The 25894-nt window shown below is 60.4% G+C and carries 23 protein-coding genes; 14 read left to right on the top strand and 9 right to left on the bottom strand.

The annotated features are described in order from the left end of the window. Window positions 1–50: 50 nt before the first annotated feature. The 7 genes from BM132_RS03970 (at window position 51) to BM132_RS03940 (ending at window position 8629) form a co-directional block, all read left to right on the top strand. The gene (locus tag BM132_RS03970; RefSeq protein ID WP_092398114.1) at window positions 51–1361 is read left to right on the top strand and encodes an ABC transporter substrate-binding protein; all 1311 of its coding nucleotides are present in this window, start codon (window positions 51–53) and stop codon (window positions 1359–1361) included. 145 nt (window positions 1362–1506) lie between these two features. Then, window positions 1507–2439 (top strand): carbohydrate ABC transporter permease, encoded by a 933-nt coding sequence (locus BM132_RS03965; protein WP_092453425.1) that lies wholly within the window; start codon window positions 1507–1509, stop codon window positions 2437–2439. A gap of 10 nt (window positions 2440–2449) precedes the next feature. Next, complete coding sequence (locus BM132_RS03960) at window positions 2450–3280, top strand: carbohydrate ABC transporter permease (RefSeq protein ID WP_047229111.1); 831 nt, start codon at window positions 2450–2452, stop codon at window positions 3278–3280. Window positions 3281–3389: 109 nt separating this feature from the next. After that, window positions 3390–4493, top strand: coding sequence for an ABC transporter ATP-binding protein (locus BM132_RS03955; protein WP_092398110.1), 1104 nt, complete (start codon window positions 3390–3392; stop codon window positions 4491–4493). A 15-nt stretch (window positions 4494–4508) separates the two neighbouring features. Continuing rightward, on the top strand, window positions 4509–5990 hold the full coding sequence (locus BM132_RS03950; RefSeq protein ID WP_092453423.1) for a mannitol dehydrogenase family protein: 1482 nt from the start codon (window positions 4509–4511) through the stop codon (window positions 5988–5990). A 200-nt stretch (window positions 5991–6190) separates the two neighbouring features. Further along, window positions 6191–7678 (top strand): xylulokinase, encoded by a 1488-nt coding sequence (gene xylB / locus BM132_RS03945; protein WP_092453421.1) that lies wholly within the window; start codon window positions 6191–6193, stop codon window positions 7676–7678. Between the two features lie 12 nt (window positions 7679–7690). Next, on the top strand, window positions 7691–8629 hold the full coding sequence (locus tag BM132_RS03940) for a carbohydrate kinase family protein (RefSeq protein ID WP_092453419.1): 939 nt from the start codon (window positions 7691–7693) through the stop codon (window positions 8627–8629). A gap of 79 nt (window positions 8630–8708) precedes the next feature. Here BM132_RS03940 and BM132_RS03935 read toward each other — a convergent pair whose 3' ends face one another. The 4 genes from BM132_RS03935 to BM132_RS03915 form a co-directional block, all read right to left on the bottom strand. After that, window positions 8709–8987 carry a DUF1652 domain-containing protein gene (locus BM132_RS03935; RefSeq protein WP_092398102.1) on the bottom strand — a complete coding sequence of 93 codons (279 nt, stop codon included), beginning with the start codon at window positions 8985–8987 and terminating at the stop codon, window positions 8709–8711. A 311-nt stretch (window positions 8988–9298) separates the two neighbouring features. Then, window positions 9299–10375 carry a threonine ammonia-lyase, biosynthetic gene (gene ilvA / locus BM132_RS03925; protein ID WP_256244116.1) on the bottom strand — a complete coding sequence of 359 codons (1077 nt, stop codon included), beginning with the start codon at window positions 10373–10375 and terminating at the stop codon, window positions 9299–9301. Between the two features lie 198 nt (window positions 10376–10573). Further along, window positions 10574–11722, bottom strand: a complete 1149-nt coding sequence (locus tag BM132_RS03920) for a PQQ-dependent sugar dehydrogenase (RefSeq protein WP_092398096.1) — start codon at window positions 11720–11722, stop codon at window positions 10574–10576. 47 nt (window positions 11723–11769) lie between these two features. Then, window positions 11770–12111: a hypothetical protein gene (locus BM132_RS03915; RefSeq protein WP_092453417.1), complete on the bottom strand. Its 342-nt coding sequence runs from the start codon at window positions 12109–12111 to the stop codon at window positions 11770–11772. Window positions 12112–12309: 198 nt separating this feature from the next. Here BM132_RS03915 and BM132_RS03910 point away from each other — a divergent pair, with 198 nt between their 5' ends. Continuing rightward, a complete protein-coding gene (locus tag BM132_RS03910; RefSeq protein WP_092398091.1) occupies window positions 12310–13200 on the top strand; it encodes a non-homologous end joining protein Ku in 891 nt (296 codons plus the stop codon). Window positions 13201–13233: 33 nt separating this feature from the next. Then, entirely contained in the window at window positions 13234–15222 is a 1989-nt protein-coding gene (gene ligD / locus BM132_RS03905) for a DNA ligase D (protein WP_092453415.1), read from the top strand. A 23-nt stretch (window positions 15223–15245) separates the two neighbouring features. On the opposite strand, the gene lpxO is transcribed toward ligD, so the two are convergent. Then, window positions 15246–16145, bottom strand: coding sequence for a lipid A hydroxylase LpxO (gene lpxO, locus BM132_RS03900; protein WP_092453899.1), 900 nt, complete (start codon window positions 16143–16145; stop codon window positions 15246–15248). A 403-nt stretch (window positions 16146–16548) separates the two neighbouring features. Here lpxO and BM132_RS03895 point away from each other — a divergent pair, with 403 nt between their 5' ends. Both BM132_RS03895 and BM132_RS03890 read left to right on the top strand, forming a co-directional pair. Continuing rightward, a complete protein-coding gene (locus BM132_RS03895; protein ID WP_092398087.1) occupies window positions 16549–18138 on the top strand; it encodes an ABC-F family ATPase in 1590 nt (529 codons plus the stop codon). A 282-nt stretch (window positions 18139–18420) separates the two neighbouring features. Continuing rightward, entirely contained in the window at window positions 18421–19614 is a 1194-nt protein-coding gene (locus BM132_RS03890) for an MFS transporter (RefSeq protein ID WP_092398085.1), read from the top strand. A 60-nt stretch (window positions 19615–19674) separates the two neighbouring features. On the opposite strand, the gene BM132_RS03885 is transcribed toward BM132_RS03890, so the two are convergent. After that, window positions 19675–20283, bottom strand: a complete 609-nt coding sequence (locus BM132_RS03885) for an FMN-dependent NADH-azoreductase (RefSeq protein WP_092453413.1) — start codon at window positions 20281–20283, stop codon at window positions 19675–19677. Window positions 20284–20412: 129 nt separating this feature from the next. Here BM132_RS03885 and BM132_RS03880 point away from each other — a divergent pair, with 129 nt between their 5' ends. Both BM132_RS03880 and BM132_RS03875 read left to right on the top strand, forming a co-directional pair. Beyond that, entirely contained in the window at window positions 20413–21321 is a 909-nt protein-coding gene (locus BM132_RS03880; protein ID WP_092398081.1) for a LysR substrate-binding domain-containing protein, read from the top strand. Next, window positions 21318–21671, top strand: a complete 354-nt coding sequence (locus BM132_RS03875) for an MmcQ/YjbR family DNA-binding protein (protein WP_092398079.1) — start codon at window positions 21318–21320, stop codon at window positions 21669–21671. Before BM132_RS03880 ends, BM132_RS03875 begins: the two co-directional genes overlap by 4 nt. A gap of 2 nt (window positions 21672–21673) precedes the next feature. Here BM132_RS03875 and BM132_RS03870 read toward each other — a convergent pair whose 3' ends face one another. Next, a complete protein-coding gene (locus tag BM132_RS03870) occupies window positions 21674–22084 on the bottom strand; it encodes a DUF1294 domain-containing protein (protein ID WP_092453411.1) in 411 nt (136 codons plus the stop codon). Further along, entirely contained in the window at window positions 22081–22911 is an 831-nt protein-coding gene (locus tag BM132_RS03865) for an undecaprenyl-diphosphate phosphatase (RefSeq protein WP_092398075.1), read from the bottom strand. Before BM132_RS03865 ends, BM132_RS03870 begins: the two co-directional genes overlap by 4 nt. A 268-nt stretch (window positions 22912–23179) precedes the next feature. Between BM132_RS03865 and BM132_RS03860 the strand changes: the two genes are divergently transcribed. Then, window positions 23180–24814, top strand: a complete 1635-nt coding sequence (locus tag BM132_RS03860) for a methyl-accepting chemotaxis protein (protein WP_092453409.1) — start codon at window positions 23180–23182, stop codon at window positions 24812–24814. On the opposite strand, the gene BM132_RS03855 is transcribed toward BM132_RS03860, so the two are convergent. Beyond that, a complete protein-coding gene (locus BM132_RS03855) occupies window positions 24811–25716 on the bottom strand; it encodes an AraC family transcriptional regulator (protein WP_092453407.1) in 906 nt (301 codons plus the stop codon). The genes BM132_RS03860 and BM132_RS03855 overlap by 4 nt on opposite strands. Between the last annotated feature and the right edge of the window lie 178 nt (window positions 25717–25894).

Raw genomic sequence — 25894 nt, 5'->3', positions numbered from 1 at the left:
AAACAATAACTGTCCTTCCGCAGCCTTTGGGCGCGGAAAAGGAGTGCGCGATGAAACCTTCGGTAAAAGCTCTGCTTGTCTCCACCTGCATGACCCTCAGCAGCGTCAGTTTCGGCGCACAGACCCTCACCATTGCCACCGTCAACAACAGCGACATGATCCGCATGCAAAAGCTCTCGAAGACCTTCGAAGCCGAGCACCCGGACATCAAGCTCAATTGGGTGGTGCTCGAAGAAAACGTCCTGCGCCAGCGTCTGACCACCGACATCGCCACCCAGGGCGGGCAGTTCGACGTGTTGACCATCGGCATGTACGAAGCCGCACTTTGGGGTGCCAAGGGGTGGCTGGAACCGATGAAAGATTTGCCGGCCAGCTATGCCCTGGATGATATTTTTCCGTCCGTGCGTGAAGGCCTGTCGGTCAAGGGCACGCTCTATGCCCTGCCGTTCTACGCCGAAAGCTCGATCACGTACTACCGCACCGACCTGTTCAAGGATGCCGGGCTGAGCATGCCCGAACACCCAACCTGGACCCAGATTGGTGAGTTCGCGGAAAAACTCACCGACAAGACCAAGGAACAATATGGCTTGTGCCTGCGTGGCAAAGCCGGTTGGGGCGAGAACATGGCACTGATCACCACCCTGGCCAACGGTTATGGCGCACGCTGGTTCGATGAGAAGTGGCAGCCGCAATTCAATGGGCCCGAGTGGAAAGAGGCACTGAATTTCTACGTCGACAACATGAAGAAATCCGGCCCGCCGGGCGCTTCGAGCAACGGCTTCAACGAAAACCTCGCGCTGTTCAACAGCGGCAAATGTGCGATCTGGGTCGATGCCAGCGTGGCCGGTTCGTTCGTGACCGACAAAACTCAGAGCAAGGTGGCCGATCACGTTGGCTTCACCTTCGCTCCCCACGAAAAAACCGACAAGGGTACCTCGTGGATGTATTCCTGGTCGCTGGCCATCCCGGCCAGTTCCAAAGCCAAGGAAGCGGCCACGGTCTTTACCACGTGGGCAACGTCCAAGGAGTACGGTCAATTGGTCGCCAAGACCGACGGCATCGCCAACGTACCACCAGGCACACGCACCTCGACCTACAGCGACGACTACATGAAGGCCGCGCCGTTTGCCAAGGTGACCCTGGAGTCGTTGAAAGTCGCCGACCCGAAAGCGCCAACCCTCAAACCTGTGCCCTACGTGGGCATCCAGTTGGTGACCATTCCTGAGTTCCAGGCCATCGGCACCCAGGTGGGCAAGTTCTTCTCCGGCGCACTGACCGGCCAGCAAACCGTGGACCAGGCGTTGACCGCTGCGCAGTCCACCACCGAACGCGAGATGAAGCGTGCCGGGTATCCCAAGTAACCCGCTCTCGCCTCCTGTGGGAGCGAGCCTGCTCGCGATGAGGCCAGCACATTCAATATTGATGTGACTGATAAATCGCTATCGCGAGCAGGCTCGCTCCCACAAGGGTTCTCCGTAGGCTCAGCAAAAAAATCGGTTCAATGCCATGAATAGCTCAACGACAACCGCCAAAGCGCCCATCGAGATTGCCCCACCGGTTCGCAAAAGCCGCCTGGCCAATCCCGGCTGGTTCCTGGTCAGCCCCTCAGTGGCCATATTGCTGCTGTGGATGATCGTGCCACTGGGCATGACCGTCTACTTCTCGCTGATCCGCTATAACCTGCTCTACCCCGGCGAAAACGAATTTGTCGGGCTGGAGAACTTTGAGTACTTCCTGACCGATTCGGGTTTCATGCCCGGCGCCACCAACACCCTGCTGCTGGTGGGCAGCGTGTTGCTGATCAGTATCGTGCTCGGGGTGTTGATCAGTGCGCTGCTGGAGGCCAGCGAGTTTTTTGGTCGCGGCGTCGTGCGGGTCTTGCTGATCTCACCGTTCTTCATCATGCCCACCGTGGGCGCGCTGATCTGGAAGAACCTGATTTTCCACCCGGTCTCGGGCATCCTCGCCTCGGTGTGGAAACTGTTCGGCGCGCAGCCGGTGGACTGGCTGGCCCACTACCCGCTGCTGTCGATCATCATCATTGTGTCCTGGCAATGGTTGCCCTTCGCGATCCTGATCCTGATGACGGCCATGCAGTCCCTCGACCAGGAACAGAAAGAAGCTGCGCGCCTGGATGGCGCGGGTCCGATCGCGATTTTCTGGCACCTGACCCTGCCCCACCTGGCTCGCCCGATTGCGGTGGTGCTGATGATTGAAACCATCTTCCTGCTGTCGGTGTTTGCCGAGATTTTCACCACCACCAACGGTGGCCCCGGCTACGCCTCCACCAACCTCGCCTACCTGATCTACAACCAGGCGCTGGTGCAGTTCGACGTTGGCATGGCTTCGGCCGGCGGCTTGATTGCCGTGGTGATTGCCAATATCGCCGCCATCATCCTGGTCCGGATGATCGGCAAAAACCTCACCGACAAGAATTGAGGCCGCAGCCATGACACTTCAACAATCCCGTCGCCTGCAAAGCCTGCTGCTGGGTACGCTGGCCTGGGCCATCGCGATCCTGATTTTTTTCCCGATCTTCTGGATGGTGCTGACCAGCTTCAAGACCGAAATCGATGCGTTTGCCACGCCGCCGCAGTTCATCTTCACGCCGACGCTGGAGAATTACCTGCACATCAACGAGCGCAGCAACTACTTCAGCTTCGCCTGGAACTCGGTGGTGATTTCCTTCAGCGCCACCGCCCTTTGCCTGCTGATCGCGGTGCCGGCGGCCTACTCCATGGCGTTCTATGAAACCCAGCGCACCAAAGGCACGTTACTGTGGATGCTCTCCACCAAAATGCTGCCGCCGGTGGGCGTGCTGATGCCGATCTACCTGCTGGCCAAGAGCTTTGGCCTGCTGGACACGCGGACGGCGTTGATCATCATCTACACCCTGATCAACCTGCCGATCGTGGTCTGGATGATTTACACCTACTTCAAGGACATTCCCCGCGACATCCTTGAAGCCGCGCGTCTGGATGGCGCCACGCTGTGGCAGGAAATGGTGCGAGTGCTGCTCCCCATCGCCAAGGGCGGCCTGGCCTCCACCGTGCTGCTGTCGCTGATCCTGTGCTGGAACGAGGCGTTCTGGTCGCTGAACCTCACCTCGTCCAAAGCCGCGCCGCTGACGGCCCTGATCGCGTCCTACTCCAGCCCCGAAGGCTTGTTCTGGGCCAAGTTATCCGCCGTCTCGACCCTGGCCTGCGCACCGATCCTGATTTTTGGCTGGATCAGCCAGAAACAGCTGGTGCGTGGTTTGTCCTTCGGCGCCGTGAAATGAATCGCCAAAAGATCGCAGGCTTCGCCAGCCCTGTAGGAGCTGTCGAGTGCAACGAGGCTGCGATCTTCTCCAGCCAAACTGAATAAATGACAAGTGGAGGCCCATCATCATGGCCAACCTGAAAATCAAGAATCTGCAAAAAGGCTTCGAAGGTTTCTCCATCATCAAGGGCATCGACCTTGAGGTGAATGACCGCGAGTTCGTGGTCTTCGTCGGCCCGTCTGGCTGCGGCAAGTCCACCCTGCTGCGGCTGATCGCCGGCCTGGAAGAGGTCAGCGACGGCACTATCGAACTGGACGGCCGCGACATCACCGAAGTCAGCCCAGCCAAGCGCGACCTGGCGATGGTGTTCCAGACCTACGCGCTTTACCCGCACATGAGCGTGCGCAAGAACATGTCCTTTGCTCTGGACCTGGCCGGTGTGCCCAAGGCCGAGGTCGAGAAGAAAGTCAACGAAGCGGCGCGCATCCTCGAACTGGGGCCGATGCTTGAGCGCAAGCCCAAGCAGCTGTCCGGCGGCCAGCGCCAACGGGTGGCGATCGGCCGGGCCATCGTGCGCAACCCGAAGATTTTTCTGTTCGACGAACCGCTGTCCAACCTCGACGCCGCCCTGCGGGTGCAGATGCGCCTGGAACTGGCGCGACTGCACAAGGAGCTGCAGGCGACGATGATCTACGTCACCCACGATCAGGTCGAAGCCATGACCCTGGCCGACAAGGTGGTGGTGCTCAACAGCGGGCGCGTCGAACAGGTCGGCTCGCCGCTGGAGCTGTATCACCAGCCGGCCAACCTGTTTGTCGCCGGGTTCCTCGGCACGCCGAAAATGGGCTTTCTCAAAGGCAAGGTCACACGGCTTGAAGGCCAGGGCTGTGAAGTCCTGCTGGATGCCGGCACCCGGATCAGCCTGCCCCTGAACGGGGCCAGCCTGAGCGTCGGTGGCGCGGTGACCCTGGGGATTCGCCCGGAGCATTTGAACCTGGCGCAACCGGGCGATTGCACGCTTGAGGTCACCGCCGATGTCAGCGAGCGGCTGGGCAGCGATACGTTCTGTCACGTTGTAACCGCGTCCGGCGAAGCCTTGACCATGCGGGTGCGCGGCGATCTGGCGAGCCGTTTCGGTGAGCAACTGAGCCTGCACCTGGATGCTGAACACTGCCACTTATTCGATGCCGAGGGCGTGGCGGTCACCCGTGCGCTGCGCGTCGCCGCCTGATTGCCGAGACTTGTGATGAAACTCAACCGACAGAACCTGCACAACCTCAACCCCGAGGTCGCCCTGCCTGCTTACTCCTTGAGCGAGGTCAGCCAGGGCATTGCCCACATTGGCGTCGGCGGCTTCCACCGCGCGCACCAGGCTTATTACACCGACGCCCTGATGAACACCGGCGAAGGCCTCGACTGGGCCATCTGCGGCGTGGGCCTGCGGGCCGAAGACCGCCGTGCCCGGGATGACCTCGCCAGTCAGGACTACCTGTTTACCCTGTTTGAACTGGGGGACACCGATGACACCGAAGTTCGGGTGATCGGTGCCATCAATGACATGCTGTTGGCCGAAGACGGCGCCCAGGCGCTGATCGAGAAACTGGCCGATCCGAACATCCGCATTGTCTCGCTGACCATCACCGAGGGTGGCTACTGCATCGACGACAGTAACGGCGAGTTCATGGCCCACCTGCCGCAAATCCAACACGACCTGGCCCATCCTGACCAACCGAAGACGGTCTTCGGTTTCCTCTGCGCGGCCCTGGCCAGGCGCCGCGCGGCCGGCACTGCGGCATTCACCCTGATGTCCTGCGATAACCTGCCCCACAACGGCGCTGTCACCCGCAAGGCGCTGCTGGCATTCGCCGCGTTGCGCGACCCCGACCTGGGCCAATGGATCGACCGCAACGTGAGCTTTCCCAACGCCATGGTTGACCGCATCACCCCCATGACCAGCGGTGCCCACCGGCTGCAATTGCATGACGAACATGGGATCGACGATGCCTGGCCGGTGGTCTGCGAGCCGTTCGTGCAATGGGTGCTGGAAGACAAATTCGTCAACGGTCGCCCGAACTGGGAAAAGGTCGGCGTGCAGTTCACCGATGACGTCTCGCCCTATGAAGAGATGAAAATCAAGTTGCTCAATGGCAGTCACCTGGCGCTGACCTACCTGGGTTTTCTCAAGGGTTATCGCTTCGTCCACGAAACCATGAACGACCCGCTGTTCGTGCGTTACATGCGTGCGTACATGGACCTGGACGTGACCCCACAGCTGGCACCCGTGCCAGGGATCGACCTGACCGACTACAAGAACACCCTGGTGGAGCGTTTTTCCAACCAGGCGATTGCTGACCAGTTGGAGCGGGTGTGTTCGGACGGCTCGTCGAAGTTTCCCAAATTCACCGTGCCGACCATCAACCGCTTGATTGCCGACGGCGGCGAAACCCGTCGCGCGGCGCTGGTGGTGGCGGCCTGGGCCGTGTATTTGAAAGGCGTGGACGAAAACGGCGTGAGCTACTCGATCCCGGACCCGCGGGCGGCGTTCTGCCAGGCGCTGGTGGCCGACGATGCGCTGGTGACCCAGCGGCTGCTGGAGGTAGATGAGATTTTCGGTACGTCCATCCCCCACTCGCCCGAGTTCGTGGCGGCCTTCGAGTGGTGCTGCAACAGCTTGCGCGAACACGGGGTCACGCGCACGCTTGAGCGGGTGTTGGCCAACACGGACTGAGTTGCTGACACGATCTGCTTTTTGTGGCGAGGGGATTTATCCCCGCTGGGTCGCGAAGCGGCCCCCAGACGTGCTGCCTGATATACCGAAGCTGCAGATACATTGGGGCTGCTTCGCAGCCCAGCGGGGATAAATCCCCTCGCCACAGGTAATTCCCTGGCCACAAGTTCTGTGTTTTGTTCTTTGATCCGAGGATTCTTATGGCAAACCAACAATTGTTCCTGGGCATCGATTGCGGCACCCAAGGCACCAAGGCGTTGATCCTGGACGCCACCAGCGGTCAAGTCCTGGGACACGGTTCTGCTGCCCACACCATGATCAGCGGCGCTGACGGGCGGCGCGAACAAGATACCGTGCAATGGCTGGACGCTTTCACCCAGGCCACCCATCAAGCCCTGGCATCCGCCAGCGTCGATGGCCAGGCCATCCTCGGCCTCAGTGTCTCCGGCCAGCAACATGGTCTGGTACTGCTCGATGATCAAGGTCAGGTCCTGCGCCCGGCCAAGTTATGGTGCGACACCGAAAGCACTCCACAAAACGATCGTCTCTTGGCCCACCTGGGGGGCGAAAGCGGCTCTCTGGAACGCCTGGGCGTGGTCATCGCACCCGGCTACACGGTTTCCAAACTATTGTGGACCCGCGAGCATTACCCGCAGTTGTTCAACCGCATCGCCAGCATCCTGCTGCCCCACGATTTTCTCAATCACTGGCTCACCGGCCGCCATTGCAGCGAATACGGCGACGCCTCGGGTACTGGCTATTTCAACGTACGCAGCCGTCAATGGGACGTACAGCTGCTGCAACACATCGATCCCAGCGGCCGGCTGCAATCGGCATTGCCGCAGCTGATCGAGGCCCATCAGCCGGTCGGGCGGATCCTGCCGGCCGTTGCCGCCCATCTGGGCATCAACCCCGACGCGGTGGTGGCCAGCGGAGGGGGCGACAACATGATGGGCGCTATCGGCACCGGCAACATCCAGCCCGGCGTGATCACCATGAGCCTGGGCTCCTCCGGCACGGTCTACGCCTATGCCGCAGAACCTGCAGTCAGTGCGCAGCCGTCGGTGGCAACCTTCTGCTCATCCAGCGGCGGCTGGCTGCCGCTGATCTGCACCATGAATCTGACCAACGCCACCGGGGTCATGCGCGAGCTGCTGGAGCTGGACATCGAAGCGTTCAATGCCTTGGTGGCGGCGGCCCCGATTGGCGCCGAAGGCGTGTGCATGCTCCCGTTTCTCAACGGCGAGCGGGTGCCCGCCCTGCCCCATGCCACCGGCAGCCTTTTCGGTCTGACCACCACCAACTTGACCCGGGCCAATCTGTGCCGGGCAGTGGTCGAAGGCACCACCTTCGGTTTGCGCTATGGCCTGGACCTGCTGCGCGCCAACGGGCTCGAGGCCCAGAGCATCCGCCTGATCGGCGGGGGCTCGAAAAGCCCGATTTGGCGGCAGATCGTCGCCGATATCATGGACACCACGGTCATCTGCACTGAACAGAGTGAAGCGGCCGCTCTGGGTGCAGCGATTCAGGCGGCGTGGTGCCATTCAGGCTCGCCAGACAGCCTGGCCGACTTGTGCGAACGCTGCGTCAAGCTCGACCCAGTCAGTGAAACCCGACCCATTGCCGAGCATGTCGCGGCATCGCAAAAAGCTTACGAATGTTATCAACAATACGTCGCAACCCTTTGAGAGTTAAGAACTATGTATTTGGTGTGTGGTGAAGCGCTGTTTGATTTTTTCAGCGAAAAGGAATCTGGCGGCCCGGCGTCACAGGTCAATTTCAAAGCGCTTGCCGGCGGCTCGCCATTCAACGTGGCGGTAGGGCTGCGGCGACTGGGAGTGGAGTCGGCGCTGTTTGGTGGGCTGTCCACGGACTACCTGGGCCGACGCTTGCACCAGGTCCTGCTTGCCGAAGGTGTCAGCACCGAGTACGTACTGGACTTCGACGCGCCTACAACCCTGGCGATGGTGGCGGTCGGCGCCAACGGTTCGCCCCACTATAGCTTTCGCGGTGAAGGGTGCGCGGACCGGCAACTGGGCCTGGACCATCTACCGGTGCTCGGTCCCCACGTACGCGGGTTGCATGTCGGCTCCTTCTCTCTGGTGGTGCAGCCGATCGCCGACACACTCCTGGCCTTGGTACGGCGCGAGAGCGGCAAACGCCTGATCAGCCTGGATCCGAACGTGCGACTCAACCCGCAACCGGACATTGAACTTTGGCGCTCGCGAATCGCAACGCTGGTCGAATATGCCGATTTGATCAAAGTCAGCGATGAAGACCTGAGTCTTCTTTACCCCGACCAACCGCCACAGACCATCATCGAGCGCTGGCTGGAGCACCGTTGCCAATTGGTGTTCCTTACCCGTGGCAGTCAAGGCGCCACGGTCTTCAGCCGCCAGCACGGCTCCTGGTCAATGCCGGCATGCTTGGTGCAGATCGCCGATACCGTGGGCGCAGGGGACACCTTCCAGGCTGCTTTGATTACCTGGCTGACCGAGCAACAACTGGATTCGGTGGATGGCCTGCATGCCCTGAACCGGGAGCAGGTAAGCGAGATGCTCGCTTTTGCCATGCGCGCGGCTGCGCTGACGTGCGGCCGGACCGGGCCGGACCTGCCTTATCGACAACAATTGGACTGAACCGATTGAGTAAAAGCACGGCACCGGGTTCGGCCAATGACCGAACCCGGACGTGATTCTCAGGAAGACAAGGCCGTGATCAGCGCCCGGTCATGCGGTGTTGCTGGTGAAAGTGATTACCAGCGTGGTGATTGTGGTCGAGTTCAGAGCGCAACTCGGCAATCAGGTCGTTGATTGCCCGACAACCATTCAGTTTGTTGGCATCAATGTCGGTCTTGATCAACGCCACACGATCGGTTTCATGATCGTCATAGATCTTGATTGTCATCGACAAGTCAGGTGACAAGGTGCACTGCGAGCGCTTGGGCAACAAGCTGCTTTCAATGATGTTTCGCATTTCGAGGGCAGATAAAAACATGGCGACTCTCTCCTGTTGAGGCGGCCAATTTATGTTCACGACGGCGGTATTTCGCCCGTTCTTCCATGCGGACTGGGACTACGAATGCCGTGCCGTTCGTTCGTTCTTGGCGTTTCTAATCAATGAGCCCATTAAGCGGCTCCTTAATCATCCCGCAAAAAATATGCCTGCTTTAAAGAAAATCCCGATTGATCCAAATCAACTACTTAGCTTTCAAGACGGTTGAAGCGTGCGTGCAAATTGCAAGGAAGCGGGCTTTTCCTCATGCAAACTGCAATCGCCTGTGATCCCGTCGCAAGCTAGATTAGACCCTATTGCGCCGGGGCGAGCGGGCACCCGTCGGCTGCTTCGAAAAAAGTGTGAAGTGGCGTAAAAAACGTCAAATGGCTTCGGGCACCAGCCCGCTCTGCCACATGGCGCAGGCTATCGAAGTTGATATTCGCGCCTGAATCGATTGCCACCAGTGTTTCACCCCGTGCGCCGGTGTGAGCAACGTATTGCTTGATGCCAGCCACCGCCAAGGCGCCCGAGGGCTCGGTTATCGACCGAGTATCGTCATAGATGTCTCGGATCGCCGCGCACAATTGGTCGTCGGTGACGGTGATCACTTCATCAACGCAGAAACGGCAGATATCGAAGCCGTAGGCACCTATTTGCGCGACAGCCACGCCATCGGCAAAGGTTCCCACGCTTGCCAAACTTACCCGTTCACCGACTGCCAGCGCCGCCTGGAGACAGGCGGAATGTTGAGACTCCACCCCGACGATGCGAACTTCAGGGCGCAGGTACTTGACGTAGGCCGCGATCCCGGCAATCAGCCCCCCGCCACCGACCGGGACAAAAATCGCGTCCAGCCTGCCTGGATGCTGACGCAAGATTTCCATGGCGACGGTGCCCTGCCCGGCGATCACGTCAGGATCATCGAAGGGCGAAACGAACTCGCGTCCGGTCTGACGGGCCAGCTCCAATGCGTATGCCAGGGCAAAGGGAAAGCTCTCCCCGTGCAGCACGGCTTCGGCGCCCCGATTGCGCACGCCCAGCACCTTGAGCTGCGGTGTGGTCAGCGGCATGACGATGCTGGCCGATATGCCCAGCTCCCGCGCGGCCAGCGCCACGCCCTGGGCATGATTGCCCGCCGAAGCGGTGATGACCCCGCGAGCCCGTTGCTCGGCGGTCAGTTGCACCAGTTTGTTGTAGGCGCCACGGATCTTGAAAGAAAAAGTCGGCTGCAGGTCTTCACGCTTGAGCAGGATCCGGTTGTTCAAGGCTTCGGACAGCCCGGCGGCCACTTGCAACGGCGTACGCACGGCCAGTTCGTACACCGGCGCGGCCAGGATTTTCTTGACGTAATGTTCTAACAGGGCTTGCTCGGAACGGATGGTAGGCATAGCGGTCTCCTGGTTTGGACAAAACTCCGGAGACAGAAAGAAAAAACCCGCCTCGGAGGCGGGTTGGGTGCAGTCGTCAGCTAGCCCGCCAAATAAGGAATGGCGGTAATAATGCTTGGCTGGCTACGCAATACGGTGCGGGTCATGACTGGAAATTAGCCTGCCGGTGACTGGCAAGTCAATGGGCACTGTTGCGAATCACTTGAGTCCGACTTTATATAGCGCCCCATCGTCATCATCTGTCAGCACGTACAGGAAACCATCCGGCCCCTGGCGAACGTCGCGGATGCGCTCGCCAAGCTCACCCAGCAGGCGTTCTTCGTGCACGACCTTGTCACCCTCCAGTTCCAGGCGGATCAGATTCCGGGACACCAACGCACCGATGAACACGTTGCGTTGCCAGGCCTTGAAGCGATCACCCTCATAGAACGCCATGCCGCTCAACCCGGGTGACACTTCCCATACGTGAAAAGGGCCAAGCGTGCCTTCGGCAGTCTTGCCGCCGGCTTCCGGGATCGGCGCCCCGGAATAGTTGATGCCGTGAGTCGCCAGCGGCCAGCCGTAATTCTTGCTGCGTTCGATGATATTCAGCTCATCGCCGCCCCTGGGGCCGTGCTCGTTCTCCCACAGCGTACCGTTCCAGGGATTGAGGGCCGCCCCTTGGGGATTACGAACGCCGTAGGACCAGATCTCGGGGCGGACGTTTGCCTGACCGACAAAAGGGTTATCGTCCGGCACCTTGCCGTCGGGGTAGATGCGCACGATTTTGCCCTGCAGCTTGTCCAGATCCTGGGCCGTGGGACGCTCGTTGTTTTCCCCAAGGGTGATGAACAGATAGCCGTCTCGATCGAAAACAAGGCGCGAGCCAAAATGGTTCCCCGTGGAAAGCTTGGGCTGCTGGCGGAAAATCACATCGAAGTTTTTCAGACTTTGCAGGTCTTCGGACAATTGCCCACGGCCCACGGCGGTGCCTGCCTTGCCGTCATCGCCGGCCTCGGCGTACGACAGGTAAACCGTGCGGTCCTGCTTGAAGTCCGGCGACAGCACGACATCCAGCAAACCGCCCTGGCCTCTGGCCCAGACCTCAGGTACGCCGTTCAACGGTGCCGAGAGCTGGCCATCAGGGCTGACCCGGCGCAGGTTGCCCGCTCGCTCTGTCACCAACATGCCCTGTTGGTCAGGCAGGAAAGCCACGGACCAGGGGTGCTCGAGCCCCTTGACCACGGTGGTCACCTCCACCGTGCCCTCCTCGCTCTTGAGTTGCCTGGTTTGCGCGGCAGACGCCGGTGTGGCGAGGGTCAGTACAGCGCTGGCGCAAAACGCGGCCAGGAGTGTTTTACGCAACATGCACACTTCCTTCTGTGGTGTGAATAGAGACTGCCAAGGTTCAGGACTCAGCGAATGTCGTTTGAGGTGCCCCTCGGCGGTGGAGTGGACTTGATGGTAGGCCGTGGCGAGCCGGCAGGCTGACCGGAACGAGGATACCCGTTGCCGATACCGCCATTTTCCAGCGTGGGTGGCCGGGGAACGGGAACCGTCGGGTTGTTATGGATCATCGGCACGTTGGGCCGGGTGCCCTGCATGCTGTTGGGGTTGGCCCGGCGGATCGGGCTGTTATAGGGATTGTTGTTACCGGGCAGGTTCTGGGCCAGGACCATGGCCCCACAGTCGGGCGTTGCCGAGTGGGCGGCAGTGGTCAGCAACAGCGTCATGAGAGCGAGCAGCAGCCTGTTCATCGGAGCACCTCTTGGATTCAGGCATATCGAAAGCACGCTACGCCGCCGGTTCGCCGTTGTTAAGGGAAATGTCCGTCCGAAGATGTAACCAAGCGTCTCGAAGGCAATGGGGGGCGGGTCAACCGGCGCTCCATGGAAACTTTTGCGAAGGCCGTAAGGTCACCTGAATGACTCATTCACCGGCAAGGAAACCCCTCCATGGCACGGGCAATCTGGAAAGGCGCAATCAGCTTCGGACTGGTCCACATTCCTGTGGCGCTGGTGTCGGCCACGTCCTCCCAGGGGGTGGATTTCGACTGGCTGGACAAGCGCAGCATGGACCCGGTGGGTTATAAGCGCGTGAACAAGGTCACCGGCAAGGAAGTGACCAAGGAAAATATCGTCAAGGGTGTGCAATACCAGAAGGGCCAATACGTCCTGCTGAGCGAAGAGGAAATTCGCTCCGCCCACCCCAAGTCCACCCAGACCATCGATATTTTTTCTTTCGTCGACAGCGAAAAAATCCCCCTGCAAAACATCGACACGCCCTACTTCCTGGCGCCAGACAAACGCGGTGGCAAGGTCTACGCCCTGCTGCGCGAAACCCTGATCAAGACCAACAAGGTGGCCCTGGCCCATGTCGTGTTGCATACCCGCCAGCATCTGGCAGCGCTGATGCCGCTGGAGTCTGCGCTGGTACTGGTGATGCTGCGCTGGCCCGCCGAAGTGCGCGAACTCGACATCCTGGAACTGGGCGATGAAGTCATCAAGCCCACCCTGGCCAAGGGGGAGCTGGAAATGGCCAAGCGGTTGGTGCAGGACATGAGCGCCGATTGGGAACCGCAAGAGTACCGGGACAGCTTCGAAGACAAGATCATGGAACTGGTGGAGAAAAAGGCCAAGGAAGGCCGGCTTGAGGCGGTGGAAACCGACCCGGGCGAAGAGCAACGCAAAAGCGCCGATGTCATCGACCTTACCGAACTGCTCAAGCGCAGCCTGGCCGGCAAGGGCAAGGCGCCAGACAAGCCTGCCGGGAAAGCCGCTGCAAAGCCGGCAAAGACCAGCAAATCCGCTCCCGCGAAAAAAGCCACCAAGGCCTCCCGGGGCTAACCCCCGGGCGCCAGCAATACAAGGGAATCCGTCATGGCCAAGGCCGAGAGTGAATACGCCCGTTTATCCGGTGCCGAGCCGGAACAGAAACACAGCCGCAAGCGCACCCGACAGAACCAGACCGGTGGCGCACACGGCTTTCCCGAGCGCTTGCTGCCGCAGCGCGCCACACCCGTGGAAGAGCCCCCCGCCGGTGAATGGCGTTATGAAGTGCAGTACGATGGTTATCGCCTGATGGCCCGCATCGAAGCAGGCGAAGTGCGTTTGTTCAGCCGCAATCAACAGGACTGGACCGATCGCCTCCAGTTGCACGCCGATGCGTTGTCCGAGCTGAATCTGGGTGACAGCTGGCTCGACGGCGGCCTGGTTTCGCTTGATGACAACGGCCACTCTGACTTTGCGGCCCTGCGACAGTCGTTCGAGATTGGCCGCACGGTAGACTTGGTGTACGTCCTGTTTGATGCGCCTTTTTTAAATGGCGTCGATCTGCGCCAGGCGCCGGTTGAAAAACGGCGGACAGCCCTCAAGAAGGCGCTGAAAAACAATGCCAGCAAGCGCCTGCGCTTCTCTGAGTCGTTTTCCGCCAACCAGCACGACATTTTTGAAAGTGCCAACGCCCTCGCACTCGATGGCGTGGTCGGCAAACGCCTGGGCAGCCCCTATGTGTCGCGCCGCAGCGCCGACTGGATCAAACTCAAGTGCCGTCTGCGCCAGCCGTTCGTGATCGTCGGCTTCACCCGCCCCAAAGGCCGGCGCAGTGGTTTCGGCGCACTGTTGCTGGCGGTCAACGGGCCCAAGGGATTGATGTATGCCGGCCGCGTCGGCACAGGGTTCGCACAATCCCAGCTCGAACAACTGCATGAGCAACTCTGTAGCCTGGAGCAGGACGATTCGCCACTGGCCGCACCGGTCAGCAGCGCGCAAAGCCGCAGCGTGCATTGGGTAGCGCCAACCGAGGTCTGTGAAGTCGAGTTCGCCGAATGGACCCGCGACGGCCTGGTGCGGCAGGCGGTGTTCCTGGATCTGTTGCACGACACGCCGGCCGACAAGGTTGTGCGCGAGCAACCCGTTCCGATAAAAACCATGCCCGCCAAAACCGCGCTTCGTGGCAAAGCCCGTACCGTACAGGTCGCAGGGGTGGAGATTTCCCATCCCGAGCGCGTCATCGACAGCGTCAGCGGCGTTCAGAAAGTCGAACTGGCGCAGTACTACGAGAACATCGCCCCCTGGATTCTGCCGCATCTGAAGCAGCGCCCTGTTGCCCTGCTCAGGGCTCCAGAGGGCATCGGCGAAGAGCAGTTCTTTCAGAAACACGCCGATCGCCTGGACATTCCCCACATCAAACAGCTGGATCCGCGACTGGATCCCGGCCATGCCGCACTGATGGAAATCGACAGTGTCCAGTCGCTGGTCAGCGCCGCCCAAATGGGCACGGTGGAGTTGCACACATGGGCCGCCACGCATGAGCGGATCGAGACGCCGGACCTGTTCGTGCTTGATCTGGACCCCGACCCGTCGCTGCCCTGGAGTGCGATGATCGAGGCGACTCGCCTGACCCTCTCGGTGCTCGACGAACTGGGTTTGCGGGCTTTCCTCAAGACCAGCGGAGGCAAAGGCATGCATGTCATCGTGCCGCTGGCGCGCAGTGAAGGCTGGGACATTACCAAGGCTTTCGCCAAGGCCATTTCCCAGTTCATGACCGGGCAGATGCCGCAGCGGATCACCGCGACCATGGGGCCGAAGAACCGTGTCGGGAAGATATTTGTCGACTACCTGCGTAACGCCCGGGGCGCCAGCACCGTCAGCGCCTATTCCGTGCGCGCTCGGCCAGGTCTGCCGGTATCCGTGCCGATTGCCCGGGCCGAACTCGATGGCCTGCGTAACGCCCAGCAGTGGGATATGTATACAGCGCTTGAGCGGGCCAGAAACCTGGGCGCCGATCCTTGGGAGGGTTACAACCATCGCCAGCGAATCACGGCCAGGATGTGGGAGCAACTGGATGCGCAAAAACCTGGGGAATGACGCAGGTACGCAGAGTCACCCGCTCAGATCCAGATGAAGACCGCCAGCAGACCGCCGAAGAACGCCCACTTCTGCAAATAATACAGCTTGCGGTTGCGCTTCTTCAGCGCCTTGCCTTGCAGGCGAATCCTGTAAAGCCTGGAAAACGCCCGGTTCAGGCCGCCGGTTTTGTCACCGGCGTCATTGGGTGCTCCGGCGGCAGCCATCACGGTCCGGCTGAACCAGCGGTTGAAGGCAGCGGCCCAGCGAAATCTCATGGGGCGTTCCACGTCGCAAAAGAGAATGATGCGATTGTGGGGCGTGGTGTTCTGGGCGTAATGAATGAACGTCTCGTCGAATATCACCGCCTCGCCATCACGCCAATGGTAATGCTCACCGTCGACATTGATGTAGCAGCCGGCATCGTTGGGCGTTTCCAGGCCCAGGTGATACCGGTAGGACCCGGCATACGGGTCGCGATGACGAACCAGCTTGGAGCCCGGCGGCAGTTCGGCGAACATCGCCGCCTTGATTGAACCGATGCTCTGCACCAGTTCAGTGGTGCGCGGGCACAGCTTCATGGCCGAGGGATGGCTGTCGGCGTACCACTTCAGGTAGAAACGCTTCCAACCGGTCTTGAAGAACGAATTGAAGCCCACATCGTCGTACTGGTTGGAACGCTTGATCTCCCCCGCTCGCAGCAAATTCTGGCCTTCGGCGCGGATCTCCTGCCAGTGGGTCTGCAACGGGCTCAGGTCAGGAAACTGCGCCGGGTTCAGGAAAGGCTTGTTGGGCAGTTTCGAGCACAGGTAAAGCAGGCAGTTGATCGGCGCGAGGAAGGACGAGTGGTCGCTCAACTGGCGCCCGAGCTTGTGCCGAACACGCCCGCGCAGATGCACATAACCGATAGAAAGAAGATAGATCGCGGCAATGATGAGTTTCACAGTATCCGCACACATCAAAAGTGGACAGGCTGCCACTTCCCGCACAACTGAACAGTGTGGGGAATGGCGTAAGTGAGACGGCAATTTAGCCACAACTCGTAACCAAAGGTTATCCCCGCGTTGTTAAAAACTGTCTTGCCTGGGTTACACCCTATCGTTAACGCGGCCAGATCAGTACAATTGCCGCCAAACATTACGCGCCCCCTTTTTGGCCGATACCGGATTCCGGCTTCGGCGTACATCTATTTGGGTCAGGCGCTCCGTATGCTGCTGTCCTCTTATGCCGGATGGACCCTTGCGCTTGCGACCGCGATGCTTTTGCGCGGTCGGGACCTGCGCAAACAGGTACTGAACAGGTACTGCCGCACCCTTAGCTACTCTGAATGTTCCGCAGGATAAACCTTTGATCTCTACAGCTAACATCACGATGCAGTTCGGCGCCAAGCCGCTGTTCGAAAACGTCTCTGTCAAGTTCGGCGCGGGTAACCGCTACGGCCTGATCGGCGCCAACGGTTGCGGCAAGTCGACCTTCATGAAGATCCTCGGCGGCGACCTCGAGCCGTCCGGCGGCCAGGTCATGCTCGAGCCGAACGTGCGCCTGGGTAAACTGCGCCAGGACCAGTTCGCCTACGAAGAATTCACCGTGATCGACACCGTGATCATGGGCCACGAAGAGCTGTGGAAGGTCAAGGCCGAGCGCGACCGCATCTATTCGCTGCCGGAAATGACCGAAGAAGACGGCATGGCCGTGGCCGAGCTGGAAACCGAATTCGCCGAGATGGACGGCTACACCGCCGAGTCCCGTGCCGGTGAACTGCTGCTGGGCCTGGGGATTGGCATCGAACAGCATTTCGGCCCGATGAGCGAAGTGTCGCCCGGCTGGAAACTGCGGGTACTGCTGGCCCAGGCGTTGTTCTCCGACCCGGAAGTGCTGCTGCTGGACGAGCCGACCAACCACCTGGATATCAACACCATCCGCTGGCTGGAAAACGTGCTGACCCAGCGCTCGAGCCTGATGATCATCATCTCCCACGACCGTCACTTCCTGAACAGTGTCTGCACCCACATGGCGGACCTGGACTACGGCGAGCTGCGTCTGTTCCCCGGCAACTACGATGAGTACATGACCGTGGCGACCCAGTCCCGCGAGCAATTGCTGTCGGACAACGCCAAGAAGAAAGCGCAGATTTCCGAACTGCAATCGTTCGTCAGCCGCTTCTCGGCCAACGCCTCGAAAGCCAAGCAAGCCACCTCCCGCGCCAAGCAGATCGACAAGATCCAATTGGCCGAGGTCAAGCCATCGAGCCGTGTCAGTCCGTTCATTCGCTTCGAACAGACCAAGAAGCTGCACCGTCAGGCGGTCATTGTCGAAGGCATGGCCAAAGGGTTTGATGGCAAGCCGCTGTTCAAGGACTTCAGCTTCACCGTCGAAGCCGGCGAGCGCGTGGCGATCATTGGCCCGAACGGCATCGGCAAGACCACGTTGCTGCGCACCCTGGTCAATGAACTGGAGCCGGACGCCGGTACTGTGAAATGGACCGACGCCGCGGAACTGGGTTACTACGCCCAGGACCACGCCCACGACTTTGAAGACGACGTCAACCTGTTCGACTGGATGGGCCAGTGGACCCAGGGCGGTGAACAACTGGTTCGTGGCACCTTGGGCCGCATGTTGTTTTCCAACGACGAGATCCTCAAGTCGGTCAAGGTCATTTCCGGTGGTGAACAGGGCCGTATGCTGTTCGGCAAGCTGATCCTGCAAAAGCCAAACGTGCTGGTGATGGACGAACCGACCAACCACTTGGACATGGAATCCATCGAGGCGCTGAACCTGGCGCTGGAAAACTACCCGGGCACGTTGATCTTCGTCAGCCACGACCGTGAGTTCGTATCGTCCCTGGCCACCCGCATCATCGAGTTGAGCGCCGACGGCGTGATCGACTTCAGCGGCACCTATGACGATTACCTGCGCAGCCAAGGGGTGTTGTTCTAAGAACAGCCCTGAGCCGCAAGCGTCAAGCTGCAAGTGAAAAGCCCTGTCCGTTGTGACAGGGCTTTTTGTTTTCAAGGTAGAACAGCCTGTGGGAGCAAGCCTGCACCTGCCTCTGGTGGGAGCGGGCTTGCTTGCGAAAGCGGTGGATCAGTCACTTCTATGCAGGATGTGCTCGCGATAGCGGCGGCCCCTCACCCGCCGGGCAAACCGTTAGCCTGCTTTCTTTTATTCCCGGCGCGCGCCATGATGAGGCCCTCTTACCGCTGCCCGCGAACGAGCCTCATGCCAACACACCCACCCGCCTCCAGTTCCCTGTCGATCACCTGGCAGATCATCTCCATCGTTTTTTATACCTTCATCGCCTTTCTCTGCATCGGCCTGCCGATTGCCGTGTTGCCGGGCTATGTCCACGAACAGTTGGGCTTCAGTGCCGTGGTGGCCGGGCTGACCATCGGCTCCCAGTATCTGGCGACGCTGCTCAGTCGGCCCATGGCCGGGCGGCTGTCGGACAGTATCGGCACCAAGCGGGCAATCGTTTATGGGCTTTACGGGATCGTCCTCAGTGGTTTGCTGACACTGCTCTCGACGCTGCTGCAAAGCTTTCCACTGCTGAGCCTGTTGATCCTGATCGCCGGGCGTTTGCTGCTCGGCGTGGCTCAGGGAATGATTGGCGTGGGCACCATCAGTTGGTGCATGGGCCAGGTGGGTGTGGAACACACGGCCCGCTCGATCTCGTGGAACGGCATCGCATCCTATGGCGCGATTGCCATCGGCGCGCCGCTGGGGGTGGTGATGGTGGGTGAGCTGGGCTTTGTCAGCCTGGGGATCGCATTGTCGCTGCTGGCCGGCGCGGCGCTGCTGTTGATACGCAACAAGCCGTCGGTGCCGGTCATTCGAGGCGAGCGGCTGCCCTTTTGGGCGGTGTTCGGGCGTATTGCACCGTTCGGAACGAGCCTGTGCCTGGCCTCGATCGGCTACGGTACGCTCACCACGTTCATCACCTTGTTTTATGTCAGTCGCGGGTGGACGGGGGCGGCCTGGTGCCTGACGGTGTTTGGCATCTGTTTCATCCTGGCGCGCCTGTTGTTCATTTCCAGCATCGCCCGCTTCGGAGGCTTCAGGACGGCCATTGCCTGCATGTGTATAGAAACCCTGGGGCTGGTGTTGCTGTGGCTGGCACCCTCTACTGCGTTCGCGCTGATCGGCGCGGGGCTGGCCGGTTTCGGGCTGTCGCTGGTGTATCCAGCGTTGGGTGTGGAGGCCATCAAGCAAGTACCCAATACCAGCCGTGGCGCAGGACTGAGCGCCTATGCGGTGTTCTTCGACCTGGCGCTGGCGATTGCCGGGCCCTTGATGGGCGCGGTGGCGTTGAATCTGGGATATTCCTCGATCTTTTTCAGTGCGGCACTGCTGTCGATCATCGGACTGGGCCTGACTTTACTGCTGCGTCGGCGTACCGAAAAAGCCGCGTATTGATCGACCTACTGCAAACCAACCAGGCCGGTTCGCCCAGGCCTGGTGTTTTTTGCGCGGTCTTTAAGCTGCGGCGAATTGCTCGCTGATTTGCAGCTTGGCTTCGCTGATGGCTTTGCTGCGCATCTCGTCACCGTAAGCCAGGCCCTCGGCGCGAACGAACTCGATGTCGGTAATGCCGAGGAAACCGAACATGACCTTCAGGTACTCTTCATGCGCCACACCGCTTGGCTGGCCGGCATGCAGGCCGCCTGAGGTGGAAACGATCACCAGCTTCTTGCCACCACACAGGCCTTCGGGGCCGGCTTCGGTGTAGCGGAAGGTTTGGCCGGCCACGGCGATACGGTCGATCCAGGCCTTGAGCTGGGTCGGAATGGTGAAGTTATACATCGGCGCTGCGATGACCACCGCGTCCGCCGCCAGGAACTCGGCCATGGTCGAGGCGCTGAGGTCAGTCTCGTGCTTCTGGGCCGCGTCACGCAGTTCAGCGCTGGTACCGGCGGCGATCAGGGTCTGGGCGGAAAAGTGGCTGATGGCATCGGCCGCCAGGTCGCGGTAGGTCACGATGACGTCCGCTTCGGCAGCTTTCCAGGCCTCAACCACGTCACGGCTCAGTTGGCGGGACGCGGAATTGTCGCCCAGGATGCTCGAGTCGATGTGCAACAGTTTCATATGAGTGCTCTCCAAGTGAGGATCGCGACCAGGCGATCAATTGAGAACAATCCTATCGATGAAGCCAATAGCCGATAAGTCAGTATTAATGCGATAGTTCGTTCCACTGACAGGACAATAGAACTCGATATGCAAGACCTCAATGATCTGTACTACTTCGCCAAAGTGGTCGAAGCCGGTGGTTTCGCCGCGGCCGGACGCCTGTTGGGTATTCCCAAGTCGCGGCTGTCACGGCGTATCGCTGAACTGGAAGAGCGCCTTGGCGCCCGATTGCTGCAACGTACCACCCGCCAGTTGAAGCTCACGGCCGTGGGAGAGCGTTATCTGCGCCATTGCCAAGCCATGCTGCTGGAAGCCGAGATGGCCGATGAAGCCGTGGCGAGCATGTCCACTGAGCCGCGCGGACGCCTGCGGGTTTCCAGTCCGGTGGGCTTGGCTCACCAGATGCTGGGCGGGGTGATTGCCAGCTTCCTGGAAAAATTCCCTCAAGTGCAGCTGGAAATGATGCTGGTCAATCGGCGGGTAGACCTGGTGAGCGAAGGCATCGACGTGGCATTGCGCGTGCGCGATCTGGGGGACGAAGACCCGCTGCTGATGACGCGACGGCTGCGTCAGGCGCGGCTGATCATGGTCGCCAGCCCGGCGTTCGTCGAAGGACGGCAGATCAATACCCCGGAGGATCTCAAGAAACTGCCGATACTCGGGGCGCTGGACGCCGATCGCCTGGTCCACCTGCGTCTGCTCAAGGCCAACGCAGAGCCCGTCGAACTGGCCCTGGAAGCCCGACTAGGCATCGACGACTTCATTGTGCGCCGCGCCTGCGCCCTCGCCGGCCTGGGTTTCACCTTGTTGCCGAGCATGTATTGCGAGGAGGAACTGCAGGACGGCACACTGGTGGAATTGTTGCCCGAGTGGTCGCTGCCGGACGGCTGGCTGCAGGCAGTTTACCCGCATCGACGCGGCATGCTGCCAGCGGTGCGCGCCTGGATCGACCATCTGGTAGACGCATTCGAAAGCTGTGGGGATAGGAAAATATGAGCTTGAGCGAAGCGGATGTCGCGCGGTTTTGCCTGGGTTTGCCTGGCGCCCGGGAAGACTACAAATGGGGCGGCGTGCGGGTATTTTCCATTGCCGGCAACAAGATGTTCGCCTTGCAGAACCTGCGGGGTGAATCACTGGCATTCAAGGTCGACAAGGATCTGTTCCTGGGGCATTGCGACCGCCCCGGGATTGGCCCGGCGCCGTACCTGGCGCGGGCCCAGTGGATCATTATGCAAACGCCCTACCCGCTGGGCGCCGACGAGTTGCGTGGCCTGCTGCAGCGCTCCCACCAACTGGTGGTGAGCAAGCTGCCCAAGCGCACCCAGGTGGGGTTGCTGCTGTCGTAAGCTCAGAACAGCATCAGCAGATGACTGCCCAGGAATAACTGGTCGATCCAGAACACCTGGTGCAGCAATACGATGAACCAGAACACCACCTGAAACGACACCTTGCGGGTCTTGTGGCGAAACACTTGTTGAGCCAGCAACGCCCCGGGCCAGCCACCGGCCAGCTCCACGGCGTGCAATACGTTTTCCGGGGTGCGCCAGGCGTCAGCGCGGGCCTTGCGCTTGTCGCTCCAGTACAACAGAAACGCCACCATGCTGACGAGGCCGTAGGCCGTCAGGGGCACCCAGGACACCGCGCGCACCCCGAGCCAAAGTGACCCGAGCAGCGGCAAGGCGCACACCAGCGCAAATACCACGAGCTTGAGCCGCAAACTCTGCACTGCTGGGCCCGGCTCGCGGCCTGGGCGGCTCATGGCTGGGCCGCCGTCCAGTCCACCCAACCGAATTGCCAGGTGGCCAGAATCAACAGGCCGAAAGCGATCCGGTACCAGGCAAATACTGCGTAACTGTGGCTGGCGATGAACAGCAACAAGCCCCTGACCGCGATCATGGCGAAAATGAACGCCGTGACGAAGCCGATGGCGAACACCGGAAAATCCGCCGGCACAAACAGCTCGCGATATTTATAGCCTGAGTAGACTGCTGCGCCGACCATGGTTGGCATCGCCAGGAAGAACGAAAACTCGGTCGCGGTCTTGCGCGACAGCCCGAACAGCAAGCCGCCGATGATGGTCGAGCCTGAACGGGAGGTGCCGGGAATCATCGCAAGGCACTGGGCGAAGCCGACTTTCAGTGCATCCTTCCAGGTGATGTCGTCTACCGTTTCGGCGTGCACTGTATGCTGGCGCTTCTCGGCCCAGAGCATCACGAAACCGCCCAGCACCAACGCCGTGGCCACCGTGATCGGGTTGAACAGGTATTCGTGGATCAAGTCTGCAAACAACACGCCCAATACCACAGCGGGCATGAAGGCAATCAGCAGGTTGGCCGTAAACCGCCGAGCGCTGGGCTGGGTACGCAAGCCCAGTACCACGTCGAAGATCTTGCGCCGAAACTCCCACACCACCGCCAGGATCGCCCCGAGCTGGATAATGATGTTGAACGCCATCGCGCGCTCCCCGCCGAACTCGAGCAAGTCCGCGACAATGATCTGGTGCCCCGTGCTGGAGATCGGCAGGAACTCCGTCAAACCTTCTACCACGCCAAGAATCAGTGCCTGAAAGGCGGTCCACAAATCCATTCATCCCCCAAAAGACTATGCTTGCGCACGTCTCATCAAAATTTAAGCGTTATGCAGGTGTAAACAGCAGGCGCACGGTGACTGCGATTTCTCAAAAAAACCAATGAAAAAACCGGAACAGGCTCAGGTTTTGCGCCGCGGGGCCGAAATCCTATCAGACAAGCCCTGATAACGCTGCCGCGTTATGGCTCCTGGGCACCAGGTCCTACCTGCCCGCGCCGGATTCAGGCGGTCAGATGACAAGAATAAGAAACCGGAGTGACAGCGTATGAATAGCTTGCGCAGTGTGTCGATCAGCCGACGCTTGTGGCTCATCTTGGTCGTGTCCATCGTGATGTTGTTCACGCTGGGCGCGTTCATGCTTAAGCAGATCCACACCGACCTGTATCAGGCCAAGGTGCAGAAAACCCAGCATGTGGTCCAGACTGCCAGTGGTGTGCTGAACTACTACCATGGTCTGGAAACGGCTGGCACCCTGACTCGCGAAGTCGCGCAGAAGCAGGCGCTTAGCGCGGTGCGCGGCTTGCGTTATGACCAGAATGACTACTTCTGGATCAATGACCTGACCCCTGTGATGGTCATGCACCCGACCAACCCGAAACTCGAAGGCCAGAACCTCTCGGCGATTCGAGACCCGAATGGTTTTGCGCTGTTCAACGAGATGGTCGCCATTGCCAAGGCCAAGGGCGCGGGCATGGTGGATTACCTCTGGCCGAAACCGGGCGCTGAGGCGCCGGTGGCGAAAACCTCTTACGTCAAACTGTTCGAGCCTTGGGGCTGGATCATCGGTTCAGGTGTGTACGTGGATGACGTGCAGGCCGAATTCCAGTCTCAAGTGATCAAGGCTTCGCTGATCGGCCTGGCGATCACCCTGCTCATGGGCTTGCTCCTGACCCTGATCGTGCGCAGCATCGTTCGGCCACTGCAGGAAACGGTCAATGCCATGGCCAACATCGCCAGCGGTGAAAGCGACCTGACTCGCACCCTCGACACCCACGGCCAGGACGAAGTGACGCAACTGGCCCGGCATTTCAATGCGTTTACCGCCAAATTGCGCGAAGTCGTCAGCCAGTTGCAGGACTCAGCCCACGCCCTGGGGCAATCGTCCAACGAACTGGGTAACGACGCCGCCCAGGCCCAGGAACGCAGCCAGCAGCAATCGCAACAGATGGAACTGGTAGCCACTGCAATCAACGAAGTGACCTACGGCGTGCAAGACGTCGCCAAGAACGCCGAGCACGCCGCCAGCGAAATGCGCGACGCCGAATCCCAGGCCCAGCAAGGCCAGGTCAACATCGACGGCAGCCTGCAGCAGATTGACCGACTGTCCCAGACCATTGATCAGGCGGTGGAAGTGATCCGCACCCTGGCCAGCGAAAGCACCCAGATCGGCAGCGTGCTGGAGGTGATCCGCTCCATTGCCGAGCAGACCAACCTGCTCGCCCTCAACGCCGCGATCGAAGCGGCCCGCGCCGGTGAACAAGGTCGTGGCTTTGCCGTGGTGGCCGATGAAGTGCGGCTGCTGGCCCAGCGTACGCAGAAGTCCACCGCCGAGATCCAGGCGATGATCGAACGCTTGCAGAACCATTCCGAAGCGGCGGTGAAAGTCATCAGCGACAGCAGCCGTGCTTCGCAATTGACCATTGAGCAAGCCGGGCTGGCAGGTGCCAGTCTCAACGCCATCGGTCAGGCCCTGCGCAACCTCAACAGCCTGAACGCCTCCATCGCCAGTGCCACGCTGCAACAGGCCCATGTGGTGGAAGACATCAACCAAAACGTCACCCAGGCCGCGGGGCTGTCCCACAGCACCGCCATGGCGGCCGAACAGTCGAGCCTGGCAAGTACCCGCCTCAAGTCGCTGAGTGAGCAGTTGAACGGGTTGCTGAAGCAGTTCAGAGTCTAGTGGCCTGTGTGGCTAGCGCCTGCGCGATATTCGCTGGGTGTCTGGTGCATCTCGATGCGGAAGTGCCGATTGAAGTTGGACAGGTTGTTGTAACCCACCTCAAAACAGATATCGGTCACTGGCATTTCACTGTGTAGCAGCAACCGACAGGCTCGCTGGACTCGGAGCTTGCGCATCAGGTCGATGAAACCGTGTCCGGTGATGCGTTTGAAGAAACGCGAAAAACCGGGCTCGCTCATGTCCAGTTGCCGAGCAATCACCGACAGGCGCAGGTCACCCGTGAGTTCAGTCTGCAGGTACTCGAAGGCCTTGTGGATGCGTTCGGAGCTGCGGGCATCCAGGCTGGGTGCATAACACGGGCTGGCCAGGCACTGGGCCTGGTCCTGCGGGGCGAGATGGAGTGTGTTGAGCAGTTGGATAAACACTGCCAGCCGCCCGAGCCCCTGCGCCGGGCCGATGCTCTCCAACAGCCTTGCGGCGTTCACGGCGGTGTCGCCGCTGAAGACCAGACCTCGTCGTGCCCTTTCGAACAGCGGCTGTAAATCCCCCAGTTCAGGCAGCGTCCGGCGCAGGCTCAACAGCGTTGCACCATCGAATTGCAGCACCACATCCCTTCCAGCCAAGTGCTCGCCCGGGGCCAGGTCGCCCATCCAGTCGTGGGGCAAACCCGGGCCGATCATCGCCACATGGCCGGGCCCGAATGGGCCAATATAATCGCCCGCCAGCAATTTACCGCTGCCCCGACGAATGAGATGGATCTCGAATTCGGGATGGTGGTTCCAGCGCGCCTTCGGATACGGATAGTCGTGCTCGTACCAGCGAAAACTGTGCTCGGGCTCGGGCAGGATGACTTCCAGTTCGGCCGGTGGCTGCTCGAACAGGGGCGTTGGGTGATCAGGCATGTCGCGCGTCTCTGTCGCTGTAGGCAGCACCTTACGCCCGGCGCGCACCGGTTCACCAGCCCTGACCTGATCGTCCACCGATACTTTTTTAACCCGGCCAAGGGACACATCACGGCGTTAAAAAAGTACCAGCCGATGATCCCGCCCGCGTTTGTCCGGCGCCATTGACGCTGCTGTA

The organism is Pseudomonas sp. NFACC45 (assembly GCF_900113505.1).
Lineage (GTDB): Bacteria > Pseudomonadota > Gammaproteobacteria > Pseudomonadales > Pseudomonadaceae > Aquipseudomonas > Aquipseudomonas tehranensis.
The sequence above is the reverse complement of the archived record's forward strand: the minus strand, read 5'-3'. Positions and strand labels throughout refer to the sequence as shown.